11 protein-coding genes, 1 tRNA gene and 2 pseudogenes are annotated in these 15616 nt (G+C 69.4%); 8 read left to right on the plus strand and 6 right to left on the minus strand.

Annotation, left to right across the window (positions count from 1 at the left end):
• Position 1 precedes the first annotated feature (1 nt).
• Positions 2-3472, minus strand: a complete 3471-nt coding sequence (locus ACFWDI_RS22145) for a ThuA domain-containing protein (protein WP_385306221.1) — start codon at positions 3470-3472, stop codon at positions 2-4.
• 87 nt (positions 3473-3559) lie between these two features.
• Between ACFWDI_RS22145 and ACFWDI_RS22150 the strand changes: the two are divergent.
• Positions 3560-3808, plus strand: a pseudogene (locus ACFWDI_RS22150) (MmcQ/YjbR family DNA-binding protein); the annotation flags it as partial.
• Between the two features lie 328 nt (positions 3809-4136).
• Here the strand turns inward: ACFWDI_RS22150 and ACFWDI_RS22155 are convergent.
• Positions 4137-4235, minus strand: a pseudogene (locus ACFWDI_RS22155) (transketolase); the annotation flags it as partial.
• A 131-nt stretch (positions 4236-4366) separates the two neighbouring features.
• Between ACFWDI_RS22155 and ACFWDI_RS22160 the strand changes: the two are divergent.
• Both ACFWDI_RS22160 and ACFWDI_RS22165 read left to right on the plus strand, forming a co-directional pair.
• Positions 4367-4440: transfer RNA gene (locus ACFWDI_RS22160), tRNA-Pro, on the plus strand.
• A 458-nt stretch (positions 4441-4898) separates the two neighbouring features.
• Entirely contained in the window at positions 4899-5039 is a 141-nt protein-coding gene (locus tag ACFWDI_RS22165) for a hypothetical protein (protein WP_385306222.1), read from the plus strand.
• Between the two features lie 38 nt (positions 5040-5077).
• Here the strand turns inward: ACFWDI_RS22165 and ACFWDI_RS22170 are convergent, their stop codons facing one another.
• Entirely contained in the window at positions 5078-7492 is a 2415-nt protein-coding gene (locus ACFWDI_RS22170; RefSeq protein WP_385306223.1) for a hypothetical protein, read from the minus strand.
• Between the two features lie 222 nt (positions 7493-7714).
• On the opposite strand from ACFWDI_RS22170, the gene ACFWDI_RS22175 reads away from it, so the two are divergent.
• Together ACFWDI_RS22175 and ACFWDI_RS22180 are read left to right on the plus strand one after the other, a co-directional pair.
• Positions 7715-8938: a cytochrome P450 gene (locus ACFWDI_RS22175; RefSeq protein WP_385306224.1), complete on the plus strand. Its 1224-nt coding sequence runs from the start codon at positions 7715-7717 to the stop codon at positions 8936-8938.
• A 155-nt stretch (positions 8939-9093) separates the two neighbouring features.
• Positions 9094-9849: a cobalt-precorrin-6A reductase gene (locus tag ACFWDI_RS22180; protein ID WP_385306226.1), complete on the plus strand. Its 756-nt coding sequence runs from the start codon at positions 9094-9096 to the stop codon at positions 9847-9849.
• 91 nt (positions 9850-9940) lie between these two features.
• On the opposite strand, the gene cobF is transcribed toward ACFWDI_RS22180, so the two are convergent.
• Positions 9941-10696, minus strand: a complete 756-nt coding sequence (gene cobF, locus ACFWDI_RS22185; protein WP_385306227.1) for a precorrin-6A synthase (deacetylating) — start codon at positions 10694-10696, stop codon at positions 9941-9943.
• 72 nt (positions 10697-10768) lie between these two features.
• Between cobF and ACFWDI_RS22190 the strand changes: the two genes are divergently transcribed.
• From ACFWDI_RS22190 to ACFWDI_RS22200, 3 genes are read left to right on the plus strand one after another with little or no spacing between them, the layout of a single operon-like run.
• A complete protein-coding gene (locus tag ACFWDI_RS22190) occupies positions 10769-11494 on the plus strand; it encodes a (Fe-S)-binding protein (protein ID WP_385306228.1) in 726 nt (241 codons plus the stop codon).
• Positions 11491-12909, plus strand: coding sequence for a LutB/LldF family L-lactate oxidation iron-sulfur protein (locus tag ACFWDI_RS22195; RefSeq protein ID WP_385306229.1), 1419 nt, complete (start codon positions 11491-11493; stop codon positions 12907-12909). The genes ACFWDI_RS22190 and ACFWDI_RS22195 overlap by 4 nt, the downstream gene beginning before the upstream one ends.
• Complete coding sequence (locus ACFWDI_RS22200; protein ID WP_385306230.1) at positions 12906-13559, plus strand: lactate utilization protein C; 654 nt, start codon at positions 12906-12908, stop codon at positions 13557-13559. Before ACFWDI_RS22195 ends, ACFWDI_RS22200 begins: the two co-directional genes overlap by 4 nt.
• Here ACFWDI_RS22200 and ACFWDI_RS22205 read toward each other — a convergent pair.
• Entirely contained in the window at positions 13548-14021 is a 474-nt protein-coding gene (locus ACFWDI_RS22205) for a DUF309 domain-containing protein (RefSeq protein WP_327327324.1), read from the minus strand. The two genes, ACFWDI_RS22200 and ACFWDI_RS22205, sit on opposite strands and share 12 nt — an antisense overlap.
• Before the next feature lie 108 nt (positions 14022-14129).
• The gene (locus ACFWDI_RS22210; protein ID WP_385306231.1) at positions 14130-15548 is read right to left on the minus strand and encodes an MFS transporter; all 1419 of its coding nucleotides are present in this window, start codon (positions 15546-15548) and stop codon (positions 14130-14132) included.
• Positions 15549-15616 lie beyond the last annotated feature (68 nt).

Raw genomic sequence — 15616 nt, forward strand, 5'->3', positions numbered from 1 at the left:
CTCAACTCACGTTGATCTGAACGTAGTTGGCAGTGGTGTCGCCTTTGTCGTCGGTGACGGTCAGATGCGCGGTGTACGCACCGGGGCGGGCATAGCTGTGCGTCGCCGTCGCTCCCTCGGGGGCCGTCGCCTTGGTGTTGTCGCCGAATTCCCAGTGGTACGAGGCGACGGTGCGGCCGGGCAGTGGCCTGACCCTGCTCGCGAGCTGCACGGCCAGCGGCGCGGTCCCGGTCGTCGGCGTCGCCGTCAGCGCGAGCCTGGTTCCCGGATGCTTCTCGACACCTCGGCCGTTGAAGTGCAGCCAGTCCAGGGCGAAGAGATCGGGCTTCTCCGCCGACCACTGCGGGTTGCTGAAGACCGCGTACAGCTTCACGGTGCCGCCCGGGTTGCTGAGCGTCGTGGTGGGCGAGACGACATTGCCCCAGCCCCCGGTGTTCGGGACGGTCACCTTGCCCAGCAGCGGACCTGTCGGCGATCCGGCGCGGAACTCGATGTCTCCGCCGAGTCCGCCGGAGGCCGCGCCGACCGTCACCGAGTCGATCCCCTTGAGGTTCACGGGGTCGAAACCGATCCAGTCGCTGTCCTCGATCTCGGTCAGCCGCCTGCCGCCCGAGGCGTCGGCGCGGCTCGCCACCACCGCCCCGGCGTGCGCGCCGCCGGTGGTGGTGAAGTGCTCGGCCTCACGGAACGTCGTACGCAGCGTCAGCGAGGTGGAGCCGGTGAGCGCGGGCACCCCCGGAGCCCCTTTGTCCTCGTACTGTGCGGTGATCCCGTAGTACAGATTCTGGCCGGGACCATGACTCTCGCCCGCGTCCGTCGCGATCTCGCCCGCGCAGCCGGTGTAGTTGTCCAGCGGATGAAGATGGCTGTCATGGCCGAGCTGCGACTGGACGACCACCCGCGAGCAGTCGATCCGCCCGTCCTCCTTGTCCTTGACCTTCACGGTGAAGGGGATGGTGTCGCCGAAGCTGAACATCCCTCCGTTCGGGGGCTGTTGGATGGTCACCACGGGCCGGGTGTTGCCGACAGTGATGTCCGTGACGGCGAGCGCCGTCAGATCTCCGGGACCGGTGACCGTGAGCCGGGCGGTGAAGCGTCCCTTGGTCCGGTAGACATGCGTGGGGTTCGCCTCCGTCGAGTCGGCGGTGCCGTTTCCGTCGAAGTCCCAGGCGTAGGTCACCGGTTCACCGGCCGGCAGCCCGGAGCCCGCACTGGAGAACTTCACGGTCAGCGGCACCGAGCCGGTGTCGGGAGCGGCGCTGACCTTGGCATCGGGCAGCCGGCCGTCGCCGACGTAGTCGATGCGGTAGATGCCAGAGCCCTCGTTGCTGCCGCCCCGGCCCGTACCGCTGCCGAGCCCGAAGTCGATGACGTACAGCGCCCCGTCGGGTCCGAAGTCGGCGTCGAAGGGCTGGTTCCACGCCATGTCGTCGAAGACGGAGTTGATCGATTGCAGGTCGCCCGCCTTCGCCGGCGCGAAACGCGGGTCGGTGAAGGTCTGGTCGTGCTGCTGGATGGAGAAGGCCTTGAACCACTTGCGGGTCAGCTCGTAGTTCAGCCACTTCCCCTCGAAGTACTCGGGGAACTTGGTGCGGTACGTGTTCGCCGGGTCGTAGTCGTAGACGGGACCGCTCATCGGCCCGCCGCCACCGGTGCCGATCTCCGGGAACTCCGTCGATGCCGAGTATGCGTACCAGACCGTGGCCGGCTGAGCGGGCGGCAGATCCGTCAGGCCCGTGTTGTTGGGCGAGTCGTTGACCAGCTTCGCGCAGTCGAACTTCGGGCCGGAGGTCTTGGTGGTGAAGTTGTAATCGTTGAACGGGGTGTTGTTGCCGATGCAGTACGGCCAGCCGAAGTTGCCCGCCTTGGTGATCCGGGTGTACTCGACCGTGCCCTCGGGCCCGCGGTCCGGCTCGGCCGCGCGGGCATCGGGGCCGTAGTCCGCGACCAGCAGCGCTCCGCTCAGCGGATCGGTCGTGATCCGGAACGGATTGCGCATCCCCATGGCGTAGATCTCGGCACGCGTCTTCGCGGTGCCGGGCGCGAAGAGATTGCCCTCGGGAACGGCGTACGTACCGTCGTCGTTCGGCTTGATCCGCAGGATCTTCCCGCGCAGATCATTGGTGTTGCCCGCGGTGCCCTGGGCGTCCCAGGCGCGGCGTCCGGCACCCTCGTCGATCGGATTGAAGCCCTCGGATGCGAACGGGTCGGTGTTGTCGCCGGTCGCGACATACAGATTGCCACTCTTGTCGAACGCGATCGAGCCGGCCATATGGGAGTTGGCTCGACCCTCACCACGCCAGGTGGGAATGGTGAGCAGCCGTTTCTCGGAAGCGGGGTCGATGGTGTTGCCGGTCACCGTGAACCGCGAGAGATTGAGCCGCTTCTCGGTCTTGTCGGAGTTCAGCAGATAGAGCCGGTTGTTCTTGCCGAAGTCCGGATCGAGCGCGAGACCGAGGAGTCCGTCCGACTGGCTCGTCATCTCCGGCGAGTACGCGAAGTCCAGTGCGGTGGTGACCTTCATCGTCTGCTGGTCGATCACCTTGACCTTGCCGGTGCGCTGGATGAAGAAGACGCGGCGATCGGGCGCGACAGCCAGCTCGAAGGGGTCGGCGAGATCGCTCGTGGCCAGCGGAGTGCGCTGGAAGGCGCCGGTCTTGGTGGCGGTGCAGTCACCGGGCCTGTCGCCCGCGGCCCACTGGATCCCACCGAGCAGATGCTTGAGGAAACCCGCTTCCTGGAAAGCGGACTTGGCGTGTCCGCCCGCGGTGAACCACGAGCGTCCGCCATCGTAGTTCTGGCACCAGGACCACGGGTGGTCGACACCCTCGTCGAGTCCGGTGATGCCGTCGCGCACCTTGATCTGCGCGAGCGTGTGCACCTTCCCGGTCGGATTGGTGCGCCAGTTGTACCACTCCTCCGTACGCTCCCAGAGCTCGGGAAGTCCCTTGGTCGAGGGATGGGTCCGGTCGAGCACCTTGATCCGGCCGGTCTGTACGGCGGGGTGCTTGTCGAAGATCGCGCCTACCAGGCCCTCGTACCAGGGCCAGTCGCGCTCGCTGGCGGAGGCGGAGTGCAGACCGACCCAGCCACCGCCGCCGCGGATGTACTTCTGGAGCGCGGCCCGCTGTCCGGCGTCGAGGAGGTCGCCCGACTCCGGAGTGGAGTTGGTGTTGTTGAAGACGATCGCCTGGAAGCGGCCGAGATTGGCGTCGGTGAACGCCGCGGCATCGTCGGTGGCCTCGACCTCGAAGCCGTTCTCGCTGCCCAGCTTCTTGACCGCGTCGATTCCTGCCTGGATCGAGTCGTGGGAGAAGTTCGTGACCTTGGAGAAGACCAGTACGCGATAGGGCGCCGCCGCCTCGGCGCGAGGCGGTGAGGCCACCCCGAGTCCGAGGACGAGGGCCAGCAGTGCCGTGACGACGATCAGAGGGGAGAGGGTTCTTCGGCCGCGTGCTCTGTGACTACTCATTGCGCTCCCGGTGCTGGTGGACGGACCGTGATGTAGAAAGCGCTTTCTGAATACGTCGCACAGCGTAGGTTCCCGCTATACAGGGGGTCAATGGGTCGGAAGAGCCCTGTGCGGCAACGGCGGGGGGAGGACCGGGAAGGTCTGATCGCCTCCGAGCCCGAGAAGTTCTTCATACGCGCCGGGCACGACGACAACTACGCCTGGCTGCGGGTGCGGTTGGCGGCCGTGGAGGACGATGAGGAGTTGTACGCGATCCTGCTCGACTCCTGGCGCCAGGCCGCACCCCGCAGGCTGGTCGACGCCCACCCCGAGCTGGGGCAGGCGCCGGCGAGCTAGCCGCTCCCGGATCCCCGCGCTGATCACCCGGTCCGGCTGCCGGCGCTCCGCCCCGTCGAAGCCCTCCCTGCTGATCTCGGGCGGCACGAGACCCAGCCGTGGATCTTGGTCCAGTAGTCCCGATGTCGTCGGGGTGAGCCGGTCGCGCAGGGTGTCCATGATCAAGATCCCTCGTCTTCCAGGCGAGGGCGTTCCTGGGCTCGACGCGGGCGACGACGGTTCGGGGCCGCCCCGGATGCGGCGCCGTGAAGCCGGCGTAGAGGCATCGAGGTCCCGGCCGGCTCGGTGGGCCCCTTCGGCCGTAGCCCGAGGTCCCCACGGTGGGCGGCAGCCCGTGTCCGAGCGGCCGCTGCCGATCTCGGTGACCCGGAACCAGCAGCCGGTCGGGGTGATGGCCGGGCGGGGAGTCGTACGCGCCGAAGCCGGGCGGCTACTCCTCTGGGAAATGGTCGAGGTCAAGCGCGCTCAGGGGTGGAAACGGGTTCGTGACCACCGGTCGAAGTGCGGTATTGTTCTCATGCGCGTTCGGCCCGGGGAAACCCCAGGTCAGACGGGCACCGGGACGTGGCGCAGCTTGGTAGCGCACTTGACTGGGGGTCAAGGGGTCGCAGGTTCAAATCCTGTCGTCCCGACTCTGCTTATGGCAGGTCGGAGGCCGTTCTCTCATCCATGAGAGGGCGGCCTTTCGTGTGTTCGGGGGCGTGGCGGTCGTTATGTGGTCGCCCGGCCGGTCTGCGGATCGTCGGCGGTGAGGCAGAAGCCGTGCGGGGTGGGGGAGTGGAGCCGCCCGAGGGCTTCGCGGAGCTGCTGGATGTGGTCTCGCGATGGTCGCAGCAGGCCCCTCGGTCGGCTCGCTTCTCGGTCAGGGTGAGGAGGGTGTGGTCGATGGCGTCGACGGCTTCGCGGCCGGCGGCCCCGGTCGATCGCATCGGCAACCGACTGGCGCGCTGGATCGAGTACCTGTGGTCGAAATCGGGGCTCTGTCCACAGTTCCGGAATCCCCAGGTCAAGGGCGGAATGCAGGATCGTCCCACCGGGGCGTGCGGCCTTCGTGGGGGTCTACTCAAGCGAGGGTGTGCCGTTTCCCGGGATGGATGTGCGGTTGGAGCAGGTCACCAGGACCGCGGGACTGCTCCTGATCGAGGTGGCGGTGTGCGGTCCAACCACCACGCTGCCCTGGCTGCCGGGCTCGCGCTCGGCGGGATTCACGGCTTCGCCGCGCGGCCAGTGAGCGCCCGAGGCGGTGCTGCGGCCCACGCCGCAGCCGAGTCAGCGGACGCGACGCCGGCGCACCCTCTGCCGCAGCACGAAGAACACGGCGAGCAGCGCTACCGCCGGCAGCCACCGGATCGCCCCGGACGCGACATCCCCTGCCGACACTCCCCCGCCGTCCGAGTCGTCGGCCTGCCTCGTCGCCGGCGTACCCGCGTCGGCCTCCGTACCCGCGTCCGCCGCCGGCGCGCCTCCGCCGAGCCACACCTGCCCCTGTCCGGTGTCCGTCACTGGCTGTGCCAGCGACCGGCTCACGTCCCGGGTCAGCGTGGGCCAGCGCTCCTTCATCCGGTCGGCCGACATCGAGGTGTAGCGGACGGAGGTGAAGTCGACGCCCCCGTAGATGTATGTCTTCGTGTATTCGGTGTTGCCCTTACGGGTGCGGTGCGTCACCTTGAACTCGCCCTTGGTGTACGAGCGCACGTACTGGTCGAAGGTGTCGCGCGGCGTCCACTTCTTCTGCGTGGTGTACGCGCTGATGTCACCCTTGTCGATCATCTCGCCGTACGCCGTCTTCTTGCGAACGCTCAGTTTGCGGTACCACTCGGCCGCGACTCGGCTGAGATACACACGCCGCAGCTCGGCGTACTCGGGGGCGGTGTTCACCGCCTTGACCACCTTGGGCAGGATCAGTCGCCGGAACACCGCCTCGTTGTGCTCCTGCACCGAGGCCGACTGCTCCGGGCACGACACCGCCGCGTTGCCGCCGCGCGACTTCAGATACTGCGTCTCCATCTGCACGTCCAACGGCGCGTCGAGGATGTGCAGTTCATCCCCCGCCTCGTGCACCGTCGCCGGCGTCGGCACGATCCACGTACGGAACGACATGCAGTCGCCCGACAGCGACCCCCAGTACTCCGCGCCGAGTTTCGTGTCCGGGTGGATGAACGTGCCGGTCGTCTTCTTCAGCAGCAGATCCGCCTGCAGCAATACCCGTCCCGCGTCGGTCCGGCCGAGCCGGGAGTCGACGATGCGGTCGGGCTCATTGGGGTTGAGGTTGACCCAGAACGTCGACGGCTCCAACTCCAGCCAGGTGAAGAAGGCCTCGGACGACTCCCTGGCGCCGGCCAACCCTGTCGATCCGCTTCCCTTGCCCGATGCAGTCAAGGGAGCTTTGAACGCGTAGCGCAGACCACCGCCGTCCGATCCGGGATCGGCGAGATAGCGCAGCTCAAGGCGGGAGAAGTCGATGCCGCCGGGCGCCTGGGGCGGCATGGTCAGGCCCCGCGCCAGACCGCCTCTGGCCTGCTCGTCAGCGTCACCGCAGTCGGCGGTCCGCCGCGTGGAGAAGGCCGCGAGCCGGACATGGGAGGCGGCGCCCGGGAGTCCGAGACTTTGTGCCTGCGGCGTCGGGCAGTCCGTCCGAGTGGCGACGAACACGGACTTGGCCGCGGCGTCGGCCTTGCGCGCCTTGTCGATGTCCTTGCGCAGATTGCCGCTCGCCGTGGCCGCCCGGACACTCTCGATGTCCTTGTAGCGGTCCACGATCTGCTGCCTGCGGGCCTCCGCGGCCTTCCGGCGGCCGGCCACCTTCTCCATCTCCCTCTTGATCACCTTCCTCTCGTTCGCGCGCTGTCCCGCAGGCAGCTTGGCCGCCTTCTCCGCCCGCTCGACGAGCTGCTTCTGACTGTTCGTGAATTTTCCGAGTTCGACGTCGGCCTTCTTCAGCTCGGCATCCCGCCGGGCCCGCTCCTGCCGGCTCAGGCCGTATTCCTGCGCGTGGTAGACGGGGGTCCCGTCCTCGATGACCTCTTCGTCGCACTCCTCGCACGGACCCCGATCGGTGTACCAGGACAGCGGGTTCAGGGCCGCCTTGCCGGTCCTGTTCTGCTGCAGCACGTTCTTGATCAGCTTCTCGGAGTGCAGGCCCGTCTTCTTCCGCCCCTCCCGCACGCCGGGAAAGCTCATCGCCCGCACCATCAGCAGGTTCTTCACGCCCTGCGCGCGCAATTCCTGATAGTCCTCGGGCCGCAGATAGCGCTTCCAATCCTCCAGGGGCACCAGCTTGAAGTCGTACGCCGGGGCCTCCTCCGGCCGCCCCGTGCCCAGCAGGTCCTCGAGTTCATCGTCGGTGCGCCCGCGCGGATCGACCAGGGCGGCGGCCACATTGGCGAACTCGCTGTAGCCGTTGGCGAATTGGCGCTTGTCGCGGATGTACGCGCCCCTGTACTCGGTGCCCAGCCGGTCGCGGAAGTCGAAGCCCTCCTGGCTGAACTGATCCTCGTAGTACGGGACAAGGCCCCCCTTGCCGCCCTCGGCCGTCGACCGCGCCGCCGCCTGAGCGGTGGGTACGACATCACATCCGGGTCCGATCAGGGGGGTTGCCGCGAACGCTGCCAGGCAGAAGGCGGTCGTCCACCGCCGCCACCCCGACGCCCGCGTCCAGGACCGTAACCCAGTGATCCCGCGCATGATCGAGTGCACCCCCGTTGTGCGTCAGTCGGCCACCGGAGACGGTAGACCGGCGATCCGCCTTTGGTACAGGGCCCATTACGCCAAAGTGCGCTCTGCGGACAGTGCCCCTTCCCGATGCGGCGGGGCTCGGGCACCATGGCCGGACGTGCCGCGCCCGAACATCCGGACGACCGGTGCGCCCACAGTGCAGGAACCTTCCTTCCGCCCCGGAGGCGCCGCGTGGCGAGCAAAGATCACGCCCGGCTCGACGAGCTGCAACGCGATCCCTACCCGCTCTACGCGCAGGCGCGCCGGGCCGAGGGCCTGACCTTCGTTCCCGAGCTGGATGCCTGGCTCGTCGCGCGGGACACGGACGTACGGGAAGTGCTGCGGCGGCCCGAGGAGTTCTCGTCGGTGCGCGCGCTGCTCCCCGACGTCATGCCCTCGCCGGCCGCGCTGGAGGTGCTGGCCAAGGGCTACGGAAAGCGCCCCACCGTCGTCTCCACCGACGGCCCCGCCCATCAGCGCCACCGGGCCCCGCTCAACAGCGGCCTGTCCGCCGGTCGGATCGCCGCGCTGGTGCCGTACGCCGCCGAGCGCGCCGAGGCGCTGGTCGACAGCTTCGCGCCGGACGGCGGAGTCGAGCTGATGGAGGCGTACGCGCGACAGCTGCCCGGTCAGGTGATCGGGCGGCTGCTCGGGCTGGACCCGGCGGATGTGCCGGCCGCGGTGCACGGCGGCTACCGCGCCGAAGAGCTGCTGTTCCGACCGCTGGACCCGGACGAGCAGGTCCGGGCCGCCGAGGACGTTGTCGCGCTGCAGAAGCTTCTCGACACGTATATACGGGACCGGCGGAAGAGCCCGCGCGACGACCTCTGCTCGGCGATGGTCGCCGCGCTCGCGCCCGGCAGCGGCGATCTCACCCTCGACCAGCGCCACGAGCTGGTGTCGAACCTCCAGAACTTCCTGATCGCCGGGCATCTCACGACCACCGCACTCATCGGTACGACGCTGCTCCATCTGCTGAGCGACCGACGGCAGTGGGAACTGATCTGCGCCGACCCGGCGTTGATACCGGCAGCCGTGGAGGAGGCCGCGCGGTACGACACCGCGGTCCAGGGCTTCAGACGGACCACCACCCGGGCCGTGACGATTGCGGGCACCGAACTCCCTGCCGGGGCAACGGTGTTCGTGGCCTACGGATCGGCCAATCGCGACGAGGACCGTTACGAGCGGCCCGAGGTCTTCGACATCACGCGGCCCGTCTCCCGGCAGCATGTGGCCTTCGGCCACGGTACCCACGGCTGCCCCGGCTCCCAGCTCGCCCGTGAGCAGCTCCGGCTGACCATCGGGCTGTTCGCCCGCAGGCTGCCCGGTCTGCGGATCGACGAGGACCGGCTGCCGATCGTGATGCGGCCCACCCTGATCCATCGCTCGCCCGAAGCGCTCCATCTGGCCTGGTGACCTGATCCGTTTCGGACAGAGTGTGCCGGCCCCCTGGGCGAAGATGGCGACCTGTGACATGGCACTATGCCCCGGGTCATGACCGCGCGTACCGCGTCCTCGTCCCAGGCCGGGCGAGTGCGCAGGCGATCCGCGGGCGAAGTAGCCTCGGTCCCATGCCCGGCACGCACATCCTGATCCTCGGCGGCACGGCCGAAGCCCGACAGCTCGCCGCCGAGCTGACCGGGCGCGGCGGCCTCCGCGTCACCACCTCGCTCGCCGGTCGGGTGGCGCAGCCCCGGGTGCCCGCCGGAGAGGTACGCATCGGGGGTTTCGGCGGCCCGGAAGGTCTCGCCGACTGGCTGCGCGAGCACCGCGTCCATGCCGTCGTCGACGCCACGCACCCGTTCGCCTCCGTCATCAGCGCCAACGCCGCGCAGGCCGCGGCAGCCGTCGGCATCCCGCTCTGCGCGCTGCGGCGGCCCGGCTGGAGCGTCGGCCCCGGGGACCGCTGGCATTCGGCCGTCTCGCTCGTCGACGCCGCCGCGCAGCTGCCCGCGCTGGGTCGGCGCGTCTTCCTCACCACCGGTCGTCTCGGCCTCGCCGCCTTCGCAGGCCTCGATCAACTGCACTTTCTCGTACGGTCGGTGGAGCCGCCCGAGCCGCCGCTGCCCCGCCACATCCGCGTGCTGCTGGACCGCGGACCGTTCACCCTCGAGGGCGAGCGGGAGCTGCTCCGTACGCATGACATCGACGTCCTGGTGACGAAGGACAGCGGCGGGCCCGCCACCGCCGCCAAGCTCACCGCCGCGCGCGAGCTGGGCATGCCCGTGGTGGTGGTCTGCCGTCCGTCCGCGCCGCCCGGGGTGCCCCTCGCGCCGCACGTGGCGGGCGTACTCGAACTGCTCGGACAGCTCGGACAGCTCGGATAGTTCCGACAGCTCGGATAGTTCCGACCGCTCGGACCGCTCGGACCGCTCCGACCGCTCCGACCGCTCCGACCGCTTGGACCGCTCGGACCCCTCAGCCGCGGCGCAGCAGATAGGTGTCCATGATCCAGCCCTTGCGGGCGCGCGCCTCGGCCCTCAGCTCCTCGATCCGGTCGGAGACCTCCGCCAGCCGCCCCGACACCAGGATCTCGTCCTCGGTGCCCACATAGGCGCCCCAGTAGATGAACAGGTCCTGGTCGAGATGGCGGGTGAAGGCCTGCCGGGCGTCGAGCATCACGACCACATCGTCGACGCCGTCCGGCCAGCCTTCGGCGAGCCGCCGGCCCGTGGTGATCTGCACGGGACGCGCGACCCGGTTGAGACCGGTGCGGTGTCTGGCCAGCAGCGCCGAGACACTGCTGATGCCGGGAATGACCTCATGGTCGAACGCGACCGCGCCCCGTTCGAGGATTTCCTCCAGGATGCCGAGCGTGGAGTCGTACAGCGCCGGATCGCCCCAGACGAGGAACGCCCCGCACTCGTCCTCGCCCAGCTCCTCGGCGATGAACCGCTCATAGAGGTCGGCCCGGCGGCGGCGCCAGTCGTCGACCGCGGGGGAGTAGTCCGATGTTTTCCGGTCCCGCTCCGGATCGCGTGCCTCGATCAGCCGGTACGAAGGGTCCTCGATGTGCGCGTCCAGAATGTCGTGCCGCAGTCGCGTCAGATCCGACTTCTCCTCGCCCTTGTCGAGGATGAAGAACGCATCCGCCTTGTTCAGCGCCTTGACCGCCTGCAGCGTCAGATGGTCGGGGTCGCCCGCCCCGATGCCGATCACATAGATCTTTCTCACCCTGTCGAGTCTGCCGCATCCGGCGGTTCGTGGTACCTACCGGGGCCGCCGGTAGCGGCATATCCTCCGACCATGCGTGTCGCACTCTTCGTCACCTGCGTCAATGACGCGTTCTATCCGGCCACGGGCATCGCGACGGTGAGACTCCTGGAGCGGCTGGGGGTGGAGGTGGACTTTCCGGCCGCGCAGACCTGCTGCGGACAGCCACAGTTCAACACCGGCTACCGGCGCGAGACCGAGCCCCTGATAAGGCGGACGACGCGGGCCTTCGAGGGGTACGAGTACGTCGTGACGCCGTCAGGATCGTGCGCGGCGATGGTGCGTGACCACTACCCGAAGTTCGGCGAGACCTCGCTCCCCTCCCGTACATACGAACTCACCGAGTTCCTCGTCGATGTCCTCGGCGTCACCGATGTCGGCGCCTACTTCCCGCACACTGTCACCTACCACCCCTCCTGCCACGGTCTTCGGATGCTCCATCTCGGTGAACGGCCGCGGAAGCTCCTCGACGCGGTGAAGGGCCTGGAGCTGCGCGAACTGCCCGGCGCCGAGGAGTGCTGCGGCTTCGGCGGCACCTTCGCCGTCAAGAACGCCGAGGTCTCCGCCGCCATGGGCCGGGACAAGGTCCGCAATGCCGTCTCCACCGGAGCCGATGTGCTGTGCGGAGCCGACAACTCCTGTCTGATGCACATCGGCGGCATCCTGCGCCGCGAGGCTGTGCCCATGAAAGGCGTGCCGCTGCGCGCCGTGCACATCGCGGACATCCTCGCCAGTACCGAAGAGGAGCCCTACGTATGAGCGGCACGTATCTCGGGATGCCGTCCTTCCCCGAGGCGGCCAAGGAAGCCGTACACAATGTGACGCTGCGCGCCAATCTGCGGCACGCCACCCACACCATCCGCGACAAGCGAGCCCTGGCGGTGGCGGAGCTCGCCGACTGGGCGGAGCTGCGCGAGGCCGGCAAGCAGATCAAGGACCACACACTCCGTCATCTCGACCGCTATCTGGAGCAGTTGGAGACGGCGGTCACCGAGGCCGGCGGCACCGTGCACTGGGCGGCCGACGCGGCGGAGGCCAACCGGATCGTCGCCGGTCTGGTGAAGGCGACCGGCGAGCGCGAGGTCGTCAAGGTCAAGTCGATGGCCACACAGGAGATCGGTCTCAACGAAGCCCTGGAGGCCGAAGGCATCTCGGCCTACGAGACCGACCTCGCCGAACTCATCGTGCAGCTCGGCGACGACCGGCCCTCGCACATCCTGGTTCCGGCCATCCACCGCAACCGTGGCGAGATCCGCGACATCTTCCGGGAGCGGATGGGTAGTTGGGGACGGCCCGCTCCCGACGGCCTCTCCGACAACCCCACCGAACTCGCCGAGGCGGCACGCCTCCACCTCCGCGAGAAGTTCCTGCGGGCGAAGGTCGGTATCTCCGGCGCCAACTTCATGGTCGCCGAGACCGGCACGCTCGTGGTCTTCGAGTCCGAGGGCAACGGCCGGATGTGCCTGACCCTCCCCGAGACGCTGATCTCGGTGGTCGGTATCGAGAAGGTGGTGCCGAGCTGGCGTGATCTGGAGGTCTTCCTGCAGACGCTGCCGCGCTCATCGACCGCCGAGCGCATGAACCCGTACACCTCCATGTGGACCGGCACCGCTGACGCCGACGGACCGCAGAGCTTCCATCTGGTCCTCCTCGACAACGGCCGCACCAACGCCCTCGCCGACGAGGTCGGCCGCCAGGCGCTGCGCTGCATCCGCTGCTCCGCCTGCCTCAATGTCTGCCCGGTGTACGAGCGGGCCGGCGGGCATGCGTACGGCTCGGTCTACCCCGGGCCGATCGGCGCCATCCTCAGCCCCCAACTGCGCGGCATCCAGAGCGAGATCGACGCTTCTCTGCCGTACGCGTCCTCCCTCTGCGGGGCCTGCTACGAGGTGTGCCCGGTCGCCATCGACATCCCCGAAGTCCTCGTCCACCTCCGCGAGAAGGTCGCGGACCAGGGAGGCAAGGGCCACCGCCTGGAGAAGGCCGCGATCAAGGCCGCAGGCTGGGTCCTCGACCATCCCGCCGCGCTCGCCGCCGGGGAACGCGCCGCGTCCAGGACCCGAAAGCTGCACCCGAAGAAACTGCCGGGCGCAGGGGCCTGGACCGCCGCCCGTGAACTGCCCGAGCTGCCCGCAGAATCCTTCCGTGACTGGTGGAAGAGGAACCGCACATGAGCGCCGGACCCCACTCCCGTACGAGCTCCCGCGACCGCATCCTCGCCCGAGTGCGCAGCGCTGTCGCCGCCGCGCCCGAGGCCCCCGAGCCGACCCGCGACTACCTCACCACCCACACACCCGACGACCCTGCCGCGGTCCTCGACCTCCTCCACGAGAACCTCGCGGACTACCGGGCCGTCGTGCACCGCACGTCCGCGGACGAACTGCCGTTGCTGCTCATGCGGCTGCTCGCGGAGCGCGGCTCCGCGACTGTGCTCGTACCGCCCGGACTGCCGCCCGAGTGGCTTTCCGCCGCCGACGCGACCCGGATCCACGACCGTTCGGTCTCCACCGCGCAGGAACTCGACGCTGTCGACAGTGTTGTCACAGGATGCGCGCTCGCCATCGCCGAGACCGGCACGATCGTGCTGGACGCCGGTCCCGGACAGGGCCGTCGGCGCATCACGCTCATCCCCGACCACCACATCTGTGTCGTACGCGTCCCGGACCAGGTCGTGGCGTCCGTACCGCAGGCGATGCCCCGCCTCGACCCGACCCGCCCGCTGACCTGGATCTCAGGACCCTCCGCGACCAGCGACATCGAACTCGACCGGGTCGAGGGTGTCCACGGCCCGCGCACCCTCGAGGTCGTCCTGCTACAGGGCTGAGGTCAGCCGGGGCGCCTCGGCGCCCGCGTCCACCGGTCCTTGGACGCGGGCCGAGAGTTCACGCGCCCAGGCGGTCAGCCCGGTCACATCGATGCCGTACGGGTCGCGAAAGCCGGCGATCCGGTCCGCGCCTCTGAGCAGCAGCCTCGCGCCGCCCGCCGTATTGCCGCGGGCGGCGTGCGTGAGCCCCACCGCCAGCTGCGCGAGCCCCCGCCACAGCTCACGCTCGGCCTCGGGACCGGACTTCCAGGCGTCCTCGAAGACCTCGTGCGCATGGAAGGGCATGCCCGCGTCGAGCAGCCGCTGTGCCTCGGTCAGCGTCTCACCGGGCGTACGCACCACACCCTCGGGCTGCCGTTCCACCCCCGGTGTTCCGTACGGGAGCGGGCGTCCCAGCCCGTCGCGAGGACGTGCGTTGCGTGCGCGCCCCTCGATGTCGCGGTCCCTCCGTGCCTTGTCCACACCTCAATTGTCCACTGTGGTCCGACAGGCGCCCGCCGCCAGCCGGCCGCCGTCAGCCGCCCGCTGTCAGCCGCCCGCTGTCAGCTGTCAGCCGTCAGCCGTCAGCCGTCAGCCGTCAGTCTTCGCCGTCGGCCGTGAGTGCGGCAGGAGCAGGCAGCACGCGGCCGCCGCGGCCACCGCCGCCACCAGAGTGAAGATCCAGCCGTGGCGGAAGGCGTCCACCGCCGCCGCGCCGTGCGGCTTGCCGAGCACGGCGACGAGCCCCGCGACACCCACCACACTGCCGGTCTGGCGCGCCATGGTCACCACGCCCGAGCCGGTGGCGAAGTTCGCCGGAGGAACCCTGGTGACCGCCGCGCCCACCAGCGTGGGCAGTGTGAAGCACACGCCGACGCCGGTCAGCACCATGCCGGGCAGCAGTCCCAGCACATACTCGTGCTCCTGGACGCTCAGGGCCGCGATCCACCAGAGAAGGCCGATCGCGAACAGTCCGCTCCCGGTCGCGGCCACGACGGCCGCGCCGAAGCGCTGCACCAGCAGGCCCGCGTACTTTGACAGAAGCGGCACCATGACGGGGCCGGGGCTGATCGCCAGACCGGTCTGCAGCGCGGACCAGTGCCATACGTTCTGGCACCAGAGCGCCGCCGAGAGCAGCATTGCGCCGAAGGCCGCCGCGAACAGCAGATTCGCGATCAGGGCAGGGCCCATGGCAGGCGTCCGCAGCAGCTGCAGCGGCAGGACCGGCACCGGGTGCTTCGCCGAGCGCCGGACGAACAGCGCGAGCAGCACGATCCCCGCCAGCAGCGCGATCGCCGGCGAACCCGAAGTCCAGCCCCAGTCCGGGGCCTTGACCAGCCCGAGTGCGACCGCGCCGATTCCGGCGGTCAGAAGTGCCGCGCCGAGCAGATCGCTGCGGCCGCTCTCCGTACGGCGTGCGGTGGGCGCGATCGCGCTCCGGCCGACGATGACGGTGGCGATACCGACCGGAACGTTGATCAGGAAGATCCAGCGCCAATCGGCCTGGGCGAGCGCGCCGCCGACCACCGGGCCGAGCGCGGCGGCCAGCCCGCCCAGCGCCGCCCAGTTGCGTACGGCGGAGCCGCGCTGCTCCGGCGGGGCGGCGGCCAGAAGGATGCCGAGCGAGGCCGGGATGAGCAGCGCCGCACCTGCCGACTGCGCGACGCGAGCGGCCACGAGCAGCCAGACGCTCGGCGCGAGCGCGCACAGCACCGAGGCCACGGTGAAGACGGAGACACCGAGCAGATACGCGCGGCGCGGTCCGTTGCGGTCCGCGAAGCTACCGGCGGGGACGAGCAGCGCGGCGAAGACCACGGCGTACGCATTGAGCACCCAGGACACGGAGGACAGCGGAGCTCCGTGGAAGTGGCCGCTGATATGGGGGAGCGCCACGTTCACGACGAAGAGGTCGAGGTTGGACATCGCCACGCCGGCGGCAACGACGGCGAAGACGAGACGGAAGCGCGAACTCGCCGCCGTGTCCTCGACGGGTGGGGCCTGCTGGACCATGATTCGTCACTCATTTCCGGCCGACTCGCGCCATGGTTTGAATGTCAAACTGACTTCTCGGGACGCGA

Origin of the sequence: Streptomyces sp. NPDC060064 (genome assembly GCF_042736455.1) — a bacterium.
GTDB lineage: Bacteria > Actinomycetota > Actinomycetes > Streptomycetales > Streptomycetaceae > Streptomyces.